Annotated in this window: 21 protein-coding genes; 12 read left to right on the top strand and 9 right to left on the bottom strand. The window is 51.9% G+C overall.

Annotation, left to right across the window (positions count from 1 at the left end; translation table 11 throughout):
• Nucleotides 1-3: 3 nt before the first annotated feature.
• Nucleotides 4-1,434, bottom strand: a complete 1,431-nt coding sequence (locus HQ393_RS01145) for an alpha/beta hydrolase (RefSeq protein ID WP_179357043.1) — start codon at nt 1,432-1,434, stop codon at nt 4-6.
• 162 nt (nt 1,435-1,596) lie between these two features.
• Here HQ393_RS01145 and HQ393_RS01150 point away from each other — a divergent pair, with 162 nt between their 5' ends.
• Both HQ393_RS01150 and HQ393_RS01155 read left to right on the top strand, forming a co-directional pair.
• Nucleotides 1,597-1,989 carry a VOC family protein gene (locus HQ393_RS01150; protein ID WP_179357044.1) on the top strand — a complete coding sequence of 131 codons (393 nt, stop codon included), beginning with the start codon at nt 1,597-1,599 and terminating at the stop codon, nt 1,987-1,989.
• Nucleotides 1,986-2,324 carry a hypothetical protein gene (locus HQ393_RS01155; protein ID WP_179357045.1) on the top strand — a complete coding sequence of 113 codons (339 nt, stop codon included), beginning with the start codon at nt 1,986-1,988 and terminating at the stop codon, nt 2,322-2,324. The genes HQ393_RS01150 and HQ393_RS01155 overlap by 4 nt, the downstream gene beginning before the upstream one ends.
• On the opposite strand, the gene HQ393_RS01160 is transcribed toward HQ393_RS01155, so the two are convergent.
• From HQ393_RS01160 to HQ393_RS01180, 5 genes are all read right to left on the bottom strand, one after another.
• Complete coding sequence (locus tag HQ393_RS01160; protein WP_179357046.1) at nt 2,321-3,232, bottom strand: ChbG/HpnK family deacetylase; 912 nt, start codon at nt 3,230-3,232, stop codon at nt 2,321-2,323. The genes HQ393_RS01155 and HQ393_RS01160 overlap by 4 nt on opposite strands.
• A gap of 27 nt (nt 3,233-3,259) precedes the next feature.
• Nucleotides 3,260-4,372, bottom strand: coding sequence for a hypothetical protein (locus HQ393_RS01165; RefSeq protein WP_179357047.1), 1,113 nt, complete (start codon nt 4,370-4,372; stop codon nt 3,260-3,262).
• 65 nt (nt 4,373-4,437) lie between these two features.
• Nucleotides 4,438-5,190, bottom strand: coding sequence for a UDP-2,3-diacylglucosamine diphosphatase (locus tag HQ393_RS01170; protein WP_179357048.1), 753 nt, complete (start codon nt 5,188-5,190; stop codon nt 4,438-4,440).
• An 82-nt stretch (nt 5,191-5,272) separates the two neighbouring features.
• Complete coding sequence (locus HQ393_RS01175) at nt 5,273-5,779, bottom strand: peptidylprolyl isomerase (protein WP_179357049.1); 507 nt, start codon at nt 5,777-5,779, stop codon at nt 5,273-5,275.
• Between the two features lie 30 nt (nt 5,780-5,809).
• Nucleotides 5,810-6,415 (bottom strand): peptidylprolyl isomerase, encoded by a 606-nt coding sequence (locus HQ393_RS01180; RefSeq protein WP_179357050.1) that lies wholly within the window; start codon nt 6,413-6,415, stop codon nt 5,810-5,812.
• Between the two features lie 104 nt (nt 6,416-6,519).
• Here HQ393_RS01180 and coq7 point away from each other — a divergent pair, with 104 nt between their 5' ends.
• The gene (gene coq7 / locus HQ393_RS01185; RefSeq protein ID WP_179357051.1) at nt 6,520-7,155 is read left to right on the top strand and encodes a 2-polyprenyl-3-methyl-6-methoxy-1,4-benzoquinone monooxygenase; all 636 of its coding nucleotides are present in this window, start codon (nt 6,520-6,522) and stop codon (nt 7,153-7,155) included.
• A 113-nt stretch (nt 7,156-7,268) separates the two neighbouring features.
• Nucleotides 7,269-8,078 carry a formate/nitrite transporter family protein gene (locus HQ393_RS01190; RefSeq protein ID WP_218871241.1) on the top strand — a complete coding sequence of 270 codons (810 nt, stop codon included), beginning with the start codon at nt 7,269-7,271 and terminating at the stop codon, nt 8,076-8,078.
• A 109-nt stretch (nt 8,079-8,187) separates the two neighbouring features.
• On the opposite strand, the gene HQ393_RS01195 is transcribed toward HQ393_RS01190, so the two are convergent.
• The gene (locus HQ393_RS01195) at nt 8,188-8,607 is read right to left on the bottom strand and encodes an OsmC family protein (RefSeq protein ID WP_179357052.1); all 420 of its coding nucleotides are present in this window, start codon (nt 8,605-8,607) and stop codon (nt 8,188-8,190) included.
• 373 nt (nt 8,608-8,980) lie between these two features.
• On the opposite strand from HQ393_RS01195, the gene rplM reads away from it, so the two are divergent.
• The 8 genes from rplM to HQ393_RS01235 all read left to right on the top strand — a co-directional run bounded on the left by rplM (nt 8,981) and on the right by HQ393_RS01235 (nt 13,996).
• Nucleotides 8,981-9,409 (top strand): 50S ribosomal protein L13, encoded by a 429-nt coding sequence (rplM, locus tag HQ393_RS01200; protein WP_179357053.1) that lies wholly within the window; start codon nt 8,981-8,983, stop codon nt 9,407-9,409.
• A 23-nt stretch (nt 9,410-9,432) separates the two neighbouring features.
• The gene (gene rpsI / locus HQ393_RS01205) at nt 9,433-9,825 is read left to right on the top strand and encodes a 30S ribosomal protein S9 (protein WP_179357054.1); all 393 of its coding nucleotides are present in this window, start codon (nt 9,433-9,435) and stop codon (nt 9,823-9,825) included.
• A gap of 164 nt (nt 9,826-9,989) precedes the next feature.
• The gene (argC, locus tag HQ393_RS01210) at nt 9,990-11,033 is read left to right on the top strand and encodes an N-acetyl-gamma-glutamyl-phosphate reductase (RefSeq protein WP_179357055.1); all 1,044 of its coding nucleotides are present in this window, start codon (nt 9,990-9,992) and stop codon (nt 11,031-11,033) included.
• 5 nt (nt 11,034-11,038) lie between these two features.
• Nucleotides 11,039-11,758: a DUF6776 family protein gene (locus tag HQ393_RS01215; RefSeq protein ID WP_179357056.1), complete on the top strand. Its 720-nt coding sequence runs from the start codon at nt 11,039-11,041 to the stop codon at nt 11,756-11,758.
• A gap of 9 nt (nt 11,759-11,767) precedes the next feature.
• Nucleotides 11,768-12,181 (top strand): bactofilin family protein, encoded by a 414-nt coding sequence (locus HQ393_RS01220; protein WP_179357057.1) that lies wholly within the window; start codon nt 11,768-11,770, stop codon nt 12,179-12,181.
• Between the two features lie 93 nt (nt 12,182-12,274).
• Complete coding sequence (erpA, locus tag HQ393_RS01225) at nt 12,275-12,625, top strand: iron-sulfur cluster insertion protein ErpA (protein ID WP_179357058.1); 351 nt, start codon at nt 12,275-12,277, stop codon at nt 12,623-12,625.
• A 61-nt stretch (nt 12,626-12,686) separates the two neighbouring features.
• Nucleotides 12,687-13,370: a 4'-phosphopantetheinyl transferase family protein gene (locus HQ393_RS01230; RefSeq protein ID WP_179357059.1), complete on the top strand. Its 684-nt coding sequence runs from the start codon at nt 12,687-12,689 to the stop codon at nt 13,368-13,370.
• Between the two features lie 59 nt (nt 13,371-13,429).
• Complete coding sequence (locus tag HQ393_RS01235) at nt 13,430-13,996, top strand: hypothetical protein (protein ID WP_179357060.1); 567 nt, start codon at nt 13,430-13,432, stop codon at nt 13,994-13,996.
• A 64-nt stretch (nt 13,997-14,060) separates the two neighbouring features.
• Here the strand turns inward: HQ393_RS01235 and HQ393_RS01240 are convergent, their stop codons facing one another.
• Together HQ393_RS01240 and HQ393_RS01245 are read right to left on the bottom strand one after the other, a co-directional pair.
• Entirely contained in the window at nt 14,061-14,264 is a 204-nt protein-coding gene (locus HQ393_RS01240; protein ID WP_179357061.1) for a YbdD/YjiX family protein, read from the bottom strand.
• Between the two features lie 70 nt (nt 14,265-14,334).
• Nucleotides 14,335-16,401 (bottom strand): carbon starvation CstA family protein, encoded by a 2,067-nt coding sequence (locus HQ393_RS01245; protein ID WP_179357062.1) that lies wholly within the window; start codon nt 16,399-16,401, stop codon nt 14,335-14,337.
• Between the last annotated feature and the right edge of the window lie 131 nt (nt 16,402-16,532).

Here is a 16,532-nt window from a genome sequence, read left to right on the forward strand (position 1 = left end):
TGCTTAATGAGCAATAAATTGCAGGATTTCGGCTTCTTGCAGCGCATAAAACGGGTTGTAGCGCAGGCGTAGCATTTCGTTGCTGCTAATGGTGAGCAAACCTCGCTCACCTGATAGCGTCTGATTCAGGTGGACACTGCGCTGGTTGCGTGTCAGGCGCGGGTCACCAAAAAGCGGATCAGCGGGCTCAAATGGCATGGCGATGTGTGATAGCGCGTAAATATCCATCGGCCATGCATACTGCGTGGTGCGGCGCTCGAGCTGTTTTGAATCGGCATTGCGCTCTTCGATGCTCACTTGCTGGCTTTCAGGCGTACTGCGATTGCTGATCAATTGCAAACGATAAGGGTGTGTTTGCGGACTATCAATTAAATTGATCGCCCATTGCGCGGCCTGTGTTTTCAGCAAGGGCGAAAATTCGGCATTTCGATTCAAATCAAACAGCATCAGCTGATGCCGCCCGGTGCCCAATTGATTCATAAACAAGCTCACCACCGGCTCGGCCAACACCGTATTATCGACGGTGCTTAAAAATACATTGGTCGGCGGCCAATCATTGAGCGGCGCATGTTTTGCAAAGCCTTGCTGAATTTTGCTAGTCAGCAGATTGATTTGTACTGCGGCATTGAGTGGAAACGAGTTGTATTTATACGGGTTGTACTCCGGCAGGATGTCGCTCCACGCCGCAGCACTGACGCCACTAATGGGTTCCAGCTTGCTCGCTAAACTGGCATATTTGGCCGCAGCGGAAACTGCAATTGCGGGGGAAATCAGCGTCATACTGGCAATAGTAGGCAGGGCTTCACCGTCCAGTTTGGCCAATTGATATTCGCAGGCCAGCGTGGCTCCGGTGGAATAGCCAATGTAGTGAATGGGCTTTTTGCGTAGCGATAGCTCATTCATCGCCAGACGCACCGCTGCTGCCGCATCTTGCCAATGTAATTCGGTCAGCGCTGAGGGTGCAGTGCCATGAGCTGGCAGGCGCAAGCCCAGTACCGTGTAGCCTTGGGCGTGCAATTTCAGCGCCAAAGCGCGCAGGCTGTAGGGCGAATCCGATAGGCCGTGCACCAGCAGCACCGAGGCTTTATCCGGATCGCCCGTGAGTAGATAGCTGCGATTCCAATTAGTTTTATAGTGCAGCGGATTAGTGAGTGAATCGGGTGCATAGCGATTGATCTTGCGCTGATCGCTGCTGCTGGCCACATCAACAATATGGCTGGAGACGTCTTTCAGTAATTGAACTTCTAAGGCCTGATATTGGGCAAATGTTTTGATATCGGTACGCTCGGCGGTAAATTCATGCGCGGGCACATAGGTATGCCAGATCGACAGCTCGGGAAGTTGTTTAACCCAGAGCGCGATGAGGACCAGCACTGGAATGAGTGCGCCAAGCAGCAATAACAGTACCGTACGGACTAAAGGGTGTCGCAGCATATCGGATCTTTGTTGAGAATGATTCAATGCCAATATCTTAAAGCAACATTACAATGTCGGTGCGTTTGCTCAAGTGGGTGAGCGATTTACCCCGCAATTGCGGGTGAAAAACAACAAGTCGCAGGTATGACGCAAGCTGCGACGGTTTGAGTGGAGCTCAACATGGCGATTCTGGCTTTGGATCATATTAATTTTCGTGTACCCGCTGAGTTGCTGGACAGCATGAAGGATTTTTACGTCAATGTTGTGGGCTTGACTGTGGGCGATCGGCCTGCGTTTGGCACGGTAGGCTACTGGCTGTACGCTGGTGGACATCCCGTGGTGCATTTATCAATTTATAAAACGGCGAGCGGGATTGATCCTTGCGCTAGAAACGCCATCGATCATCTGGCGTTTCGTTGTGACGATGCTGCTGCGGCGCAATTGCAGCTCCAAAATTTAAACGTGGGTTTTTCGATTCGCCATTTTCCTGCGGAGGGCTTAAGTCAGATCTTTTTTGCTGACCCCGTTGGCAATACCGTAGAACTCAACTGCCCATATCAGGTTGCGGCATGAGCGAACGCAGTACCCACCCCCGCAGCGCGAAAATTATTCCATTTCCCACGCCAAAGCGCGGTTTGCGCGCGTGGTGGGCTAGGCTAGCGGCAAGTCGTCAAAACGCTACTCGACGGGATAGCACCAAAACCGCCTGTCCGCGCTGCCAAGCGCCGGTGCTAGTCACCGCTTGGCAATGCCCTAGCTGTGCGGTGCATTATTCGGTGCCGCTTGGCGAGATGGCGAGTGACGCTGAACCGCCGCTGGCAAGGTGGCGCCAAACCGTGATCTGGCTGGTGCTGATTGGTTTGGCGCTGCCGATGGTGAGTATTTTGCTGTGGTATCTGCTGTTTTAATTGTGCAGTTGGGCGAGCGCTTTCATCCCGATCAACTTAAATCCTTCGCGCTCAATCACGGCACGAAAGTCGGGGTTAGCAAATAAATCACGATCGGCCACGCGGGTTGGCCAATCGGGAGCAATCGCGCGCAATTCAGTACCATCGTTGGCCGGGTGACCAATCAGCGCATATACCCCAGGCGCGGTGAAGTAATGTTGCAATACCATGCTCGCCCAATGGAGCCGCTCGTCAGCGCCGAGATATTGGCCAAAAGGCAGCACAGCCCAAGCATCAATCGGATTGAGCTGGCCCGCTTCGGCCGCTGTTTTTAATTGCGCCGAAGTGCGTTCGCACCAATCGAGTGGCATGGTGCTTTCTTTGGCCAAGAGGCTGGCATCACTGTAGCGTGGCACCAAGATGGGCAAATTGGCGCTGTGCCCCAGTTGCAGCATATGCCCGACGACATCGGGGTGTAGCGCTGTCATCATATGACAATCAATATGCGTCAAGGGCAGGCCCAGCGTTCGGGCGCGTTTTAGTTGTGCCGCTAGCTCGATTTGGCTGTGAGCTAAATCTGCATTGGCATAGGTATCTGCCGCCAGAGGATAAAAATAGCCGTCTTCGGCGCATAACTTAGCGGGGGTATCTGTGCCCGTGATCGGCCCCCAGCGATAGCCTGCTCGCCATTCGCAATTGAGGACGAGGTGTAAACCCATGTCCGCCGATTCGCCCGCTTCCTGCACCGCTTTAACCGCAGCAGGGAACCAAGGACAGGTGGCCATGGCGGAGGCGGAGGTCATCGCGCTTTGCCCGTGTAGCTCGCGCCATGCGCTGACCGTGGCCTCACACATGCCAATATCGTCAGCATGCACAATCAGCAATCGGTCGGTGGCGGCAAATCCAAGGCGTTCTTGCAGGCTACTCATATTGAACTCCATTTGGTGAATACGAAATCAGTTTCCATTGGCTTGAAGGCTGGCGACGGCGGCTTTGCCATCGGCGTTGAGGATTTTGTTTATTTTGGCATAAGGCATGAGTACTTCAGCGCTGCATGCGCTCATTGCATGGGGAAGCTTAGGGGTAAACACCAAACCTCGCGCATCAGGATAAACCGTCCAGCGCTCTTCATCTTTGACGACTTGCAAGCATTCGGCATCGGTTGGTGGCCAAGCTTTGAGGATTAAATTGCGCAGCAAGGGCGTGGGTGCGGCGGTCATGGATTGATTGCCTTTCTTTAGCTCGACCCCTATGGGGCTGAGCCATTGCCAAGGGTTAATCTCTGCGCCACTTGGGCGGTTGATGGTGCGATAGGTCACGTCAAAATAGGGATGTGCGCCGGCGCAATCGCCGCTTTGAGTGTGTTTAATGACCAGCCATTGCGGCGCGATGAGTACGGCTTCTTCGCGATCGGTCAATTCGCCGAGTCGCCCATATTGGCCCAGACTGGCCAGATCACATTCCAGAGCCTCTGATTGCGCTTTACTCATTTCTGCTTTGAGCATTCGGCCAGAGCGAAAGCGCAGCTCGTCTTCTCCGAGTAGCGCAATGCGGCTAATGTTTTTGTGGCTGTCGGGAGGGTAGTTCGCAGTCATGATGCGATAGCTTTGCCCATTTAACGCCAGCGTCTTGCTGCGTAGCGTGGCGGAACTCAGCAAGGCTTGGCTGAACCCCTCGCTGGCGCAAATACCGGCTGTTTCGTAGCCTTTGGCCCAGCGTAGTGGGACAGCTTGCAAGCTAATTGGGCGAGTTTCATTGTCGTTGCGCCAGACGCCAGTGAGCAGCCCATTTTGTAGCTGCAGCAAAGTCCAGCGCGGGTTGCCGGCTTCATCGCCCTCAATCCAGTCGGGGATCGAGACTTTACCCGCGTGATTGCCATATAGGCGCAGTGATATCGTCGCTCGACTACCTTGGAGGTAATAGGCCCCGTAACTGCTGTTGTCGCGATATTGCAAGCAGACGGTAATGGGCTGTGCGCCGAGCTGCCCTTGCCAAACGCCCTGCCAAGCGGCGTCGTCTGCATAAACACAGTGGGTGAGCAGTGCGGCGGCCAAACCAAGTCGAAGCATGAGGTTTCCGGATGCGGGGCAGGGGTGTCTGTATTTTAGCGCGCAGTGCGCCAGTTGGCGGATATTTAGGCCGCGACTTGAGGTACAGCAAAGGGCTGATTGTGCAGCGTGTACAAAGCCAAGCCGTGTTCATCTAAACGCAAGTAGCCACCTTCACCCTGATGCCAGTCGGGAAGAACCCAGCGCTGCCCCTGTGGGTATATGTGTGTAGATGGCTTGTGTGTATGTCCGTGGATTAATACTTGGGTGGTGTATTTGATTAATTCGGCTTGAATGGCGGCGGAATTGACATCCATAATGGCCATCGATTTGCGCTGATTCATTGACATGGATTTGGCGCGCAGTTTAGCGGCTTCTTGATTGCGTAGCTTTTTTGGCAAGTGTAGCCAAATCCACTGCACAATCGGGTTTCTGGCTAATTTGCGATAGCGTTGATAATCAAGGTCGTCCGTGCAGTAGGCGTCACCGTGGGCGAGCAAGATTTGCTGCCCCGCCACTTTGATGATGCTGGGGTCAGGCAGAATAGTCAGGCCAGCTTCGCGTGCAAACCGTTTGCTAGGCAAGAAGTCGCGATTGCCCGCCATAAAAAATACCGCCACGCCTGCTGTCTGTAGCGCCGCAATCTGACGGGCAATGTCACCATAAAAGACATCGTCAAGTTGATCGTCACCGAGCCAATACTCAAATAAATCACCCAAAATATATAAGGCAGCCGCTTGACTGGCGGTGTCGCGCAGGAAAGTGCGAAACGCCGCGACGGTCGCTGCATCGGCAGGGCAGAGGTGCAAATCTGAGATGAAAAGTGTCGGGCGGTGCATAGACTTTACAGATTAAAAAAGCGCGGCAAACCGCGCTTTTGTTGGATTAAGACTCGGCGCCATTGAAGGGCGCCGAACTCAATTACTCGGCCAATACTTCAGCTTTAACGATCAATACGTCTTCTTTCGGTACGTCTTGATGGAAGCCATTGCTGCCGGTTTTTACTTTTTCAATTGCATCAACCACGTCTTGGCCTTCAATCACTGCGCCAAATACCGCGTAGCCCCAGCCTTGCGCTGATTTGCTGCGGAAATTCAGGAAGTCGTTGTCGGCTGCATTAATGAAGAACTGAGCTGACGCAGAGTGTGGATCAGGTGTACGCGCCATCGCGATGGTGTAGATGTCGTTTTTCAGACCGTTGTCAGCTTCATTTTGAATGCTGGCGCGGCCGTCTTTTTTCTCTTTCATGCCGGGCGCAAAACCGCCACCTTGAATCATAAAGCCATCAATCACGCGGTGAAAAATAGTGCCATCGTAGTGGCCATCGGTCACGTATTGCACAAAGTTAGCCACGGTAATCGGTGCTTTTTCTGCGTTCAATTCCAGAACGATGTCACCTTTGCTGGTGCTGAGTTTTACTTTAGTCATGCTGCATGCTCCTGATCGTGTATTGAATGTTTATTTGCTGGTTTTATTGGTTTTGCTGGCTTTGTCTGCTTTGGCCGCGCCCGCTGGCAATTCTTTGGCGCTGATCAGCATGACGTTTTCGGCTGGCTGATCGCCCGGTACGGTTTGCACTTTGGCAATTTGATCAACCACATCCATGCCACTGACCACTTTACCGAAAACAGCGTAGCCCCAGTTGTCAAAAGAAGGATAGTTCAAAGAATCGTTATTTTTCAGATTGATATAAAACTGGCTGGTGGCCGAGTGCGGCGCGCCCGTGCGCGCCATCGCCAATGTGCCTCTATCGTTTTTCAGGCCTTTTTCAGCGGCCATTTGGGCTTCATTCTGAATTGGGTCACGCGTTGGTTTTTGCACCATCTTGGCGTCAAAGCCACCGCCTTGCACGACAAAACCATTAATCACACGGTGAAAAATCGTATTGTCGTAATGTTTGTCTTTCACGTACTGCAGAAAATTCGCCACGGTTTTAGGCGCCGCTTCCGGATAAAGCTCGACGACCACTTTACCTTTGGAGGTGACCATCTCAACTTGTGGATTGGCGGCCAAGGCGGCCATGCTAGACAGTGCCAGTGCGGCGGCAACAACAAAGCGTTTCATCGATCTTCCTGCGAATTAGATATGTGTATGGGTTGAGGGTGAAAAATATCAAACAATCATACCACGAGGGCGGTGTAGAATTGTGCGTCTGATGGAGCCCCGCTATGTTGAAATTACCCACAATTGACCAGTTTATTGGCGAATTCGATACGGTTTTACGCACTTTGGCCGCGCCAGCCGCCAGCGTTCGCCCTCATCCCGATCGTGAGTTGGCTGAAGCCGATCTCACTGAGGCGGAAAAAACGCACGCAGCTGGTTTAATGCGCGTTAATCATTGTGGTGAAGTGTGCGCGCAAGCGCTGTACCAAGGGCAAGCATTAACCGCGCGTGAACCCGCCGCTCGCGAAGCATTGAAGCAAGCTGCAGCAGAAGAAGTCGAGCATCTGGCGTGGACGCGTCAACGCCTTGACGAGCTGGGCAGCCATCGCAGTGTCTTTAATCCATTGTGGTATGCAGGCTCATTCGCAATGGGCGTGACCGCTGGTTTGATTGGCGATAAATGGAATTTGGGTTTCTTGGCCGAAACCGAGCGTCAGGTCACCGCGCATCTGGAAAGCCATTTGACGCAATTGCCTGAGCAAGACGCGAAAAGCCGCGCAATTGTGACGCAAATGGCGATCGACGAGACGAGCCATGCCGAGCAGGCCGTGGCTTTGGGCGCCGCCGAATTGCCTAGCCCAGTGGCGAAATTAATGACTTTAACGTCCAAAGTCATGACCAATTTGAGTTACCGCATTTGAGTTAAATCAGAGCATGGCGATAAATCGATATGCCGTGTGGATTATTGACTATGTTTGCCGGTGCTAACGCGATATAAACGCGCTATGAATATTGCTATTTTTAGGTGAGCCGTATGTCGGGATCGTCAGGGATGTTAGCGCCAGCAGGGATTGTGGATTACGTCGAGCATAGCGCACTCGATAAAGTAGCTTTGCCGTTTCAACGCTTGTTTGTCATGGCGATGATCGGTGGGATGTTTATTTCTCTCGGTGGTTTGTTAGCGGTGGTGATTGCAGGCGGCTCGCCCGGCTTGCAGGCCAGCAATCCTGGCTTGCTCAAATTTGTATTTGGCGCGGTATTCCCGCTAGGCTTTATTGCCGTGGTGTTGACCGGGGTGGATTTATTTACCTCCAACTGCGCAACGCAAATGGTGCCTTTGCAGCGGCAGAAAATTACCGTCGTGGATGTGCTCAAAGTCTGGGTCATCTCTTATGGCGGTAACTTTATTGGTGCGCTGTTTACGGCTTGGGCTTTTGCTTATATGACTGGCCTATTCAAACCCGGTGAACCTGCGACGCTGTATTTATTGTCTCTGGCGCATCACAAGCTCGAAAACCCATTTGTAACGACCTTCTTTAAAGGCATTCTGGCCAATATTCTGGTGTGTGTCGCCGCATGGCAAGCGTATTCAGCCAAAGATACGATGGGTCGCATGATGGCGATCTGGCTGCCTGTGATGGCGTTTGTGGCGCTGGGGATGGAGCACAGCATTGCTAATATGTTTTTTATCCCAGCCGCCATGCTCGCTGGATTAGATGCGAGTTGGGGTGATTTTGTGTTTCATAATCTGATCCCCGCGACATTAGGCAATATCGTCGGTGGTGCGCTGGTGATCGGATTGCCCTATGCGTGGATTTATCAGCAAGGCGTCGCAGAGCACTAATAATGGGGTATTGCCCTGAAGATATTTAGTTGCATGGATTTGAGGGGGATACCCTTAACACAATTAAAAAAGGCCGCAGATGCGGCCTTTTTTATTACCAAATGACTTATTAATTCGCTTCGCGCACTTCAAAATCATGCGTGATCGGCACCACTTGACCCAGCATGATCGACGCCGAGCAGTATTTCTCTGCTGATAGCTTAATTGCACGTTCAACCACCTCGGGCTTAAGTGCTTTGCCCATCACAATAAAGTGCAGATGGATTTTGGTGAAGACTTTAGGATCGGTCTCGGCGCGTTCGGCATCAACCTCAACGACGCAGTCGCGCACGTCAGCACGGCCTTTCTTTAAAATATGGATCACATCATAGGTCGAGCAGCCCGTCATGCCCATCAGCAGCATTTCCATCGGGCGCGGGCCGAGGTTGCGGCCACCACCACTGGGCGGGCCATCCATCAGTACCGCGTGACCTGATTCCGATGTCGCCAGAAAACTTACTTCCTCAACCCATTTAACGCGTACTTTCACGGCAAACTCCTTCGAATATTTACAAGGCCAGTCGGGCTGGCGGGTGCTGCTATTTTAGCGGGAAATCAGTCTGCTTGTCCTTTACAGGGCAATGCATTGTTATAGTGCTGCCGTTTATCGCGACGCACCAAATTGGCTTGCCTTACGCGAGGATGTCATGGATAATCGCCGGTGACATCAAGCCTGCTTGGTGTCGTCTCCTCCATCCTCCATTTTTGGTGGATTTCGCGCAATCTAGGTCAAACTAGATTGCGTTTTTTTTGCACCATCGATGTGGTTTACACACATTGATTGCATAAACTCTTTGACAGAGTGGCAAGTTCTCCGCTAGAATTCGCGACTTTCTCAAATTCAAAAACGTGGACTAGCAGTCATGAAAACCTTTTCTGCCAAGCCGCACGAGGTGAAGCGCGAGTGGTTCGTTGTTGACGCCACAGACTTAGTGCTGGGCCGTCTCGCTGCCGAGATCGCCAAACGCCTGCGTGGCAAACATAAAGCCGAATACACCCCGCACGTCGATACCGGCGACTACATCGTTGTGGTTAACGCAGATAAGATCCGCGTTACTGGCGATAAAGCTCAATCGAAAAAATACTACCGTCACACTGGTCACCCAGGCGGTATTTACGAGCGTACCTTCACTGAAATGCAAAACAAATTCCCAGGCCGTGCTTTGGAGTTTGCTGTTAAAGGCATGCTTCCAAAAGGCCCATTGGGTTACGCAATGATCAAGAAGATGAAGGTTTATGCCGGTGGCGAGCATCCGCACGCTGCGCAAGAACCTAAATCGCTTGCAATCTAAGCAGAACGTAAAGGAATTGCATCATGGTAGGTAAATACAACTACGGTACCGGTCGTCGCAAGAGCTCTGTAGCTCGTGTGTTCATCACCAAAGGTACTGGCAATATCGTGGTAAACGGTAAAGCTCTGGATCAGTACTTCGCTCGCGAAACTGGTCGTATGATCGTACGTCAGCCACTGGAACTCACTAGCAATCTTGAAGCTTTTGACATCATGGTAAACGTAGCTGGCGGCGGCGAATCTGGCCAAGCTGGTGCTGTTCGCCACGGTATCACTCGTGCTTTGATCGAATTCGATGCGGCTCTGAAGCCAACATTGAAATCAGCTGGTCTGGTTACGCGTGACGCTCGTGAAGTTGAACGTAAAAAAGTTGGTCTGCGTGGCGCACGTCGTCGCAAACAGTTCTCAAAACGTTAATTCGTTTTTTGTACTGGACCAAGAAAAGCCATCCTTCGGGGTGGCTTTTTTATTGCCTGTTACTTGGCGTTTACTGTCTTTTACGCGTAATTTTTGTGCGCTAGCCTGCCTACGCGGGGTTATTTTGTTTTATGATCGTTCTGACACTAACTGAGGATAAAGGCATGATCAAAGTAGGGATTGTTGGCGGTACGGGCTACACCGGTGTTGAATTATTGCGTCTTTTGTCGCGCCACCCGGATGTTGAATTGCGCGCCGTTACTTCACGCAAAGAAGCGGGCATGAAAGTGGCCGAAATGTTTCCTAGCCTGCGTGGCCGCGTTGATATTGCTTTCTCTACGCCTGAAGATGCCAAACTCACTGAATGCGATGTGGTGTTCTTTGCTACGCCACATGGCGTAGCCATGGCGCAAGCGCGCGAATTGCTCGAAGCGGGCGTCAAAGTCATCGATCTGGCCGCCGATTTCCGTCTGAAAGACCCTGCTGAGTTTGCCAAATGGTACGCGATGGAGCACAGCTGTACCGATTTGCTCGCTGAAGCCGTGTACGGTTTGCCAGAAGTGAATCGCGCAGCGATCCAGAGTGCGCGTTTAATTGGTATGGCCGGTTGCTACCCAACCTCAGTGCAGCTGGGTTTGTTGCCCTTGCTGGAAAATGGCAAAAAATTGATTGAAACAACAGGTTTGATTGCCGATTGTAAATCGGGTGTTTCAGGCGCAGGCCGCAAAGCCGAAGTCGGCACCTTGTTTGCCGAAAGCGCGGATAATTTCAAAGCCTACGGCGTAAAAGGCCATCGCCACTCGCCTGAAATCATGCAAGGCTTGAGCGAAATTCACGGTGCACCCGTACAGCTGACCTTTGTACCGCACTTAACGCCCATGATTCGCGGCATTCATTCAACGATATATGCGCGTTTGACCGAAGAAGGTAAAAACACCGACATCCAGAAATTGTTTGAAGAGCGCTTTGCGAACGAAGTCTTTGTCGATGTGATGCCTGCTGGCTCTTGCCCAGAAACGCGTTCGGTTCGTGGTAGCAATACCGCCCGTATTGCCGTACACCGCCCAGGAAATGGCGATTTGCTGGTGATACTGGTGGTAGAAGACAATCTGGTCAAAGGCGCATCAGGTCAATCGGTGCAGGTGATGAATTTGATGTTTGGCCTCAATGAGCAGCATGGCCTCGACGTTGTGCCATTGTTGCCATAAGCGCAATGCCAATTAAGCGTCTTTACCGCGCCCATCGGGCGCGGCTCACCGCTACGCCGATGGCGCTACGCCCACAAGATACTTGGCGCATCAAGATACTGCGCGGGGTATTGCTTTGTAGTCTTTTATTGCTAACGTTTGGTGGTGGATACTGGCTAGCGCAGCAGCAATTGCGCTCTGAGCAAGCCAGTGCCAATAGTCAGCAGCAAAACGTGACGCAGAAAAACGAAACGCAAATCGCATCATTAAGCGCCGAAGTGGCCTTGCTTTCGCAAAAAGTCACCATCATGACTGCCGAGCGCAATACTTTGGTGCAGCAGCAAACCCAAGCGCAGCAAGATGTCGCTGCCTTGCGTGAAACGCTGTCTTTTTTTGAGTCGCTATTGCAAAGTAATGATCGCTCGCGCATAGCTAGCTTTGTCGCCTGCGATTTGCAAACAATAGAGCCCGGTAAATACCGCTATCGTTTGCTCTTGGTGCAGGGAATGAATCGCACTGATGAATTACTCGGGCGCTTGCAGGTGAATCTGCAATACAGCGAAGGCGGTAAAAAAGGGCGTATTAGCCAAGGTTTAGACCCGCAAATCCCCGTCAAAGCCAAGCACTATGCCAAGCTGGAAGGCGAGCTTAGCCCGCCAGCGGGGGCGAGTAATTTGGTGCTGGATGTGCAGTTTTTTGGCGAGCAGGGCAATCAGGTTCAAGCGAGTTGTCAGAAAAAAATCTAAGGAGACATCGTGTTTAACAAGAAAAAAGGCAGCACCAAGATTGATAGTCTGATTGGTCAGGGTACGACGCTGACTGGCGATGTGTCATTTGCGGGTGGTTTACGCGTTGATGGCGTCATCATTGGCAATGTCAGCATGGCCGATGAGAAAAACGGCACTTTGGTCGTGAGTGAAAAAGCGCGCATCGAGGGTAAAGTGATTTGCAGTCATTTAATCTTGAATGGCGAAATTCGCGGCCCGATTGAAGTGAGCCATTACGTTGAGTTGCAAGCCAAATCACGTATTGTCGGCGATCTGTCGTATAAAACCTTGGAAATGCATCCCGGTGCAATTATTGAAGGCCGTTTGGTGCACGTCCATAATGGCAAGCGTGAAGAAGTGGCCGCCGATTCTGTGCCGCGTACCGAGCCAAAAACCGCGTAAATATCTGTGATTGCCGCTTTGCTCGATTGACCTAAACTCGACAGAAGCGGATAATCCATAGTGTTTTAGTCAACTATTATCTTCGGAGCTGTGATGACCACCGATACCGACATGCCAATGCCTTTTGTTTTCACCGATAACGCTGCTGCGAAGGTGAGCGAGTTGATCGCTGAGGAAGGCAACCCAGATCTGAAATTGCGCGTATTTGTGACTGGCGGCGGCTGTTCTGGCTTCCAATATGGCTTCACATTTGATGAAATCACCAATGAAGACGACACGCCAATTACCAAAAACGGTGTGACCTTGCTGGTTGATCCAATGAGCTACCAATATCTGGTGGGCGCTGAGATTGATTATGTTGAAAGCCTCGAAGGCTCGCAATTTACAATTAAAAACCCGAATGCCCAATCAACCTGCGGTTGTGGCTCGTCATTCTCGGTTTAAGCTCTGCCGTTTGATCAAAGCGCCCTAATTGGGCGCTTTTTTTATGTCAGCAAGGAAATACATGGCCAGTTTATTGCTTCGCCGTATCGGCGCCATTGTCCAGCCAGCACATTTTGAACAATGGCTGGATGATCATCAGCGCGTGCGCCTATCGCAAATGGCCAATCCTGCTAGGCGGCAGCAATTTATCGCCGCGCGTAGCCTCGCAATTGAATTACTACAGGCTCAAGGGGTTGAACCGCAATTGCAACAGCATGCTGCTGGGCGCCCTGTGGCGAGCGCTTGGCATGCCAGTGAAGGCTTGTCGTGGAGCCACACCGAATATTGGGCTGCTGCGGCCTTAGGTGAAGGTCGGGTTGGCGTGGATGTGGAGCTCATTCGTACCCGTGCGACGCTGCTGAATATCGCTGAAAAATATTTCACCCCCAATGAGTATCTCTGGTTGGCGAGCCTGAGCGAATCCGCGCAGCCGCAAGCATTTGCCACCTTGTGGGTCGCCAAAGAGGCGCTATTGAAAGCACTGGGTACAGGGCTGGTCGGTGGCTTGGCGCGCTTTGAACTCACGTACAACGATGATGGGCGATGGCAATTGCGCAGCACCGACGAGCAAGCTTGGTATGTGCAGGTCTGGTTGATTGCAGGGCAGGCGATGCTGGCCGTGGCCAGTGATCGCCAGCAAACGTGGTCGTGCGATAGCCCTGATGTGCAGCTGGTACTCAATTGCCAGCATCATAATGGGCTCTGAGCTAGCGACTAGCGTTTACGCCTTCTATATTGATCTGATCAGCATACTAGGTGTTTGTAATGGTCAATATCCCACAAGGTGGCTCTGCGGTACAAAATCCAGATTTAAGCTGGAGCCAAGTGCAGGAAACGATTTTGATGCTGGGGATTGTTGTCGCACAAATTCGGCATGCCATGGATGACAGCAGCTCATCCTTAACGACCTTGGCTGATTCATTTGCGGGCACCGCGCATCACATTGAGGCGCTGAAAGAAGCGTTATTGGAAGTTGGCCATCAATTGCCGAGCGATTTAAATATCGAAGCGCGTGTCGCGGAAATTAATGAGCAAAATCTAAGGGCCGTGGTGGCGTTTCAATTTTATGATCGCCTATCGCAGCGCCTCGATCATGTCTGCGGTACCGTAAGCGCCTTGGCGGGCTTGGTTTCTGATCGCCAAGATCGCTATGTGCCCGAAAAATGGCTGAGTTTGCAGGAACGGATCCGCTCGCAATACACGATGGAGCAAGAGAAAATGCTGTTTGATGCCATCATAAAAGGGATGACGATCAATGATGCGATTGCCTTGGCTGGCAGCGTCACGCTCGCAGAATCGACCGCCTTGGAAGGCGATATCGAATTATTCTAATCGCACGGATGTAGCCAACAAAAAAGCAGGCCTCGGCCTGCTTTTTTATGGTGTTCAACTGAATCTAGCACGGGCATTTGCTGATTTTGCCACTTTTGCCCGGATAACGATTGTCGATCGCCGCGCGATAAAACTCGGCACGCGTCATCGGCGTGAGCTCGGGGTGTTTGAGCTGCATATGCTCGACATAACGATCATAGTCTTGCACACCCACCATCAAACGCAAACCTTGGCTAATGCGTTGTGCCACGAGTTTGAATCCTTGCATGTAAACTCCTATTGGGTATAGCGATGAAATCTATGTGCTGATTAGATTTAAAGGCCATACCCTGTATTGATTAGGCGTTGGCATTCGCTTCGCGCAATTGCGGCACGGCTTCAACGACGGTGTGATGCTCAACGGCCAAGGCTTTGCGAATAATGCGCAAACCCGCTAGCAGCATTACCACCACAATCGCCATGAAAATCGCGCACAGCGTGGCATCAACATAGTCATTGAAAATGATCTGCTGCATTTGCACTGCTGATTTGGCCGGTGCGATCAGCTCGCCTTTTGCTGCGGCGGCGCTAAATTTATCGGCATGTGCCAAAAAGCCAATTTTTGGGCTGGGGTTAAACAATTTGTGCCAACCTGCGGTCAAGGTCACCACCAGCAGCCACAAGGTCGGCACAGCCGTGATCCAGACAAAACGCTCTTTTTTCATTTTCACCAGTACGGTCGTCGCTAAAATCAGCGCCATGCCGGCCAGCATTTGATTGGCGATGCCGAATAATGGCCACAAGGTATTGATGCCGCCGAGTGGATCAATTACGCCTTGATAGAGGAAATAGCCCCAGCCGCTGACCGCCAAGGTCGTGGCAATCAGATTGGCTGTCCAGCTTTGGGTGTTGCCCAGCGCCGGAACAAAAGTACCTAGCAAGTCCTGAATCATAAAGCGGCAAACGCGGGTACCTGCATCGATGGTGGTCAGGATGAACAGCGCTTCAAACAAAATTGCAAAGTGATACCAGAACGCCATCGCCGTTGCGCCACCAAACACTTGGCTTAAGATGTGCGCCATGCCTACCGCCAGCGTGGGCGCGCCACCTGCACGGCTCAGGATCGTCGTTTCGCCGACGTCTTTGGCCATCTGGGTCAGCATTTCGGGCGTAATCACAAAGCCCCAGCTAGAAATCGTCGTCGCCGCTTCAATCGCGGTTTTGCCAATCACGGCCGCTGGCGCATTCATTGCAAAGTAAATGCCCGGATCAAGTACACACGCTGCGATCAGCGCCATGATGGCAACAAACGATTCCATCAACATCGCGCCATAGCCAATCGTGCGGATATGGCTTTCGCGCTCGATCATTTTTGGCGTAGTGCCCGATGAAACCAGCGCGTGGAAGCCAGAAACTGCGCCGCAAGCAATGGTGATAAACAGAAATGGGAACACATTACCGGCAAAAACAGGGCCAGTGCCGTCGATGAATTTAGTCACACTCGGCATTTGCAATTGCGGCGCAACGAAGAGAATCCCCAATGCCAAGCCCACAATCGTGCCGATTTTCAGGAAAGTCGACAGGTAATCGCGTGGTGCAAGCAGCAACCACACCGGCAATACCGAAGCGATAAAACCATAAATGATCAGCGACCAAGCCAGCGCTTCACCTTTGAGGGTAAATAGCGGAGCCAGCGTTGGATTTGCCGCAATATCGCCGCCGTACACAATCGCTGCCATCAGCAAAATAAAACCGATAATCGAGATTTCCGCGATATGCCCTGGGCGGATATAGCGCATATAAATGCCCATAAAGAACGCAATCGGGATCGTCATTGCAATCGTGAATGTTCCCCACGGGCTACCCACCAGTGCTTTCACCACCACCAGCGCCAATACCGCGAGCAAAATCACCATAATCAGCAAGATACCAATCATCGCGATCACACCGGCCGTGTGGCCCAACTCGGCTTTGATAATCTCGCCGAGCGATTTACCATCGCGACGCGTCGAGATAAACAGAATCAGCATATCCTGCACTGCACCGGCGAGCATCACGCCTGCCAGCAGCCACAGCGTCCCGGGCAGATAGCCCATTTGCGCCGCCAGTACCGGGCCGACCAGTGGGCCAGCGCCGGCAATCGCCGCGAAATGGTGGCCAAACAGCACCCATTTATTGGTTGGCACATAGTCCAGACCATCATTGTGTTTCTCGGCCGGCGTGAGGCGATTGTCGTCGAGCTTGAGGACTTTATTGGCAATAAAATTGCTGTAAAAGCGATAGGCAATCGCATAAGTCGAAATCGCAGCCACCACCAGCCAGATCGCGTTGATCGATTCACCGCGATTGAGCGCAATCGTGCCAAACGCACTCGCCCCCGCTAAGGCGATGATCAGCCAGATCATCTTTTCCTTGATGCTATTCATCTATTTTCCCCGTGAGTGTAAAGAAACTGGCTTTTTTTGTAGTTATTGCCAATGGGCTACATTTTGCGACTGAGGGTGGGTTAGCTGTCAAACTTGTCAGCTTGAGTGTGGCTTTTTAAAGGTGGTATGTG

This window comes from Chitinibacter bivalviorum, from assembly GCF_013403565.1.
Lineage (GTDB): Bacteria > Pseudomonadota > Gammaproteobacteria > Burkholderiales > Chitinibacteraceae > Chitinibacter > Chitinibacter bivalviorum.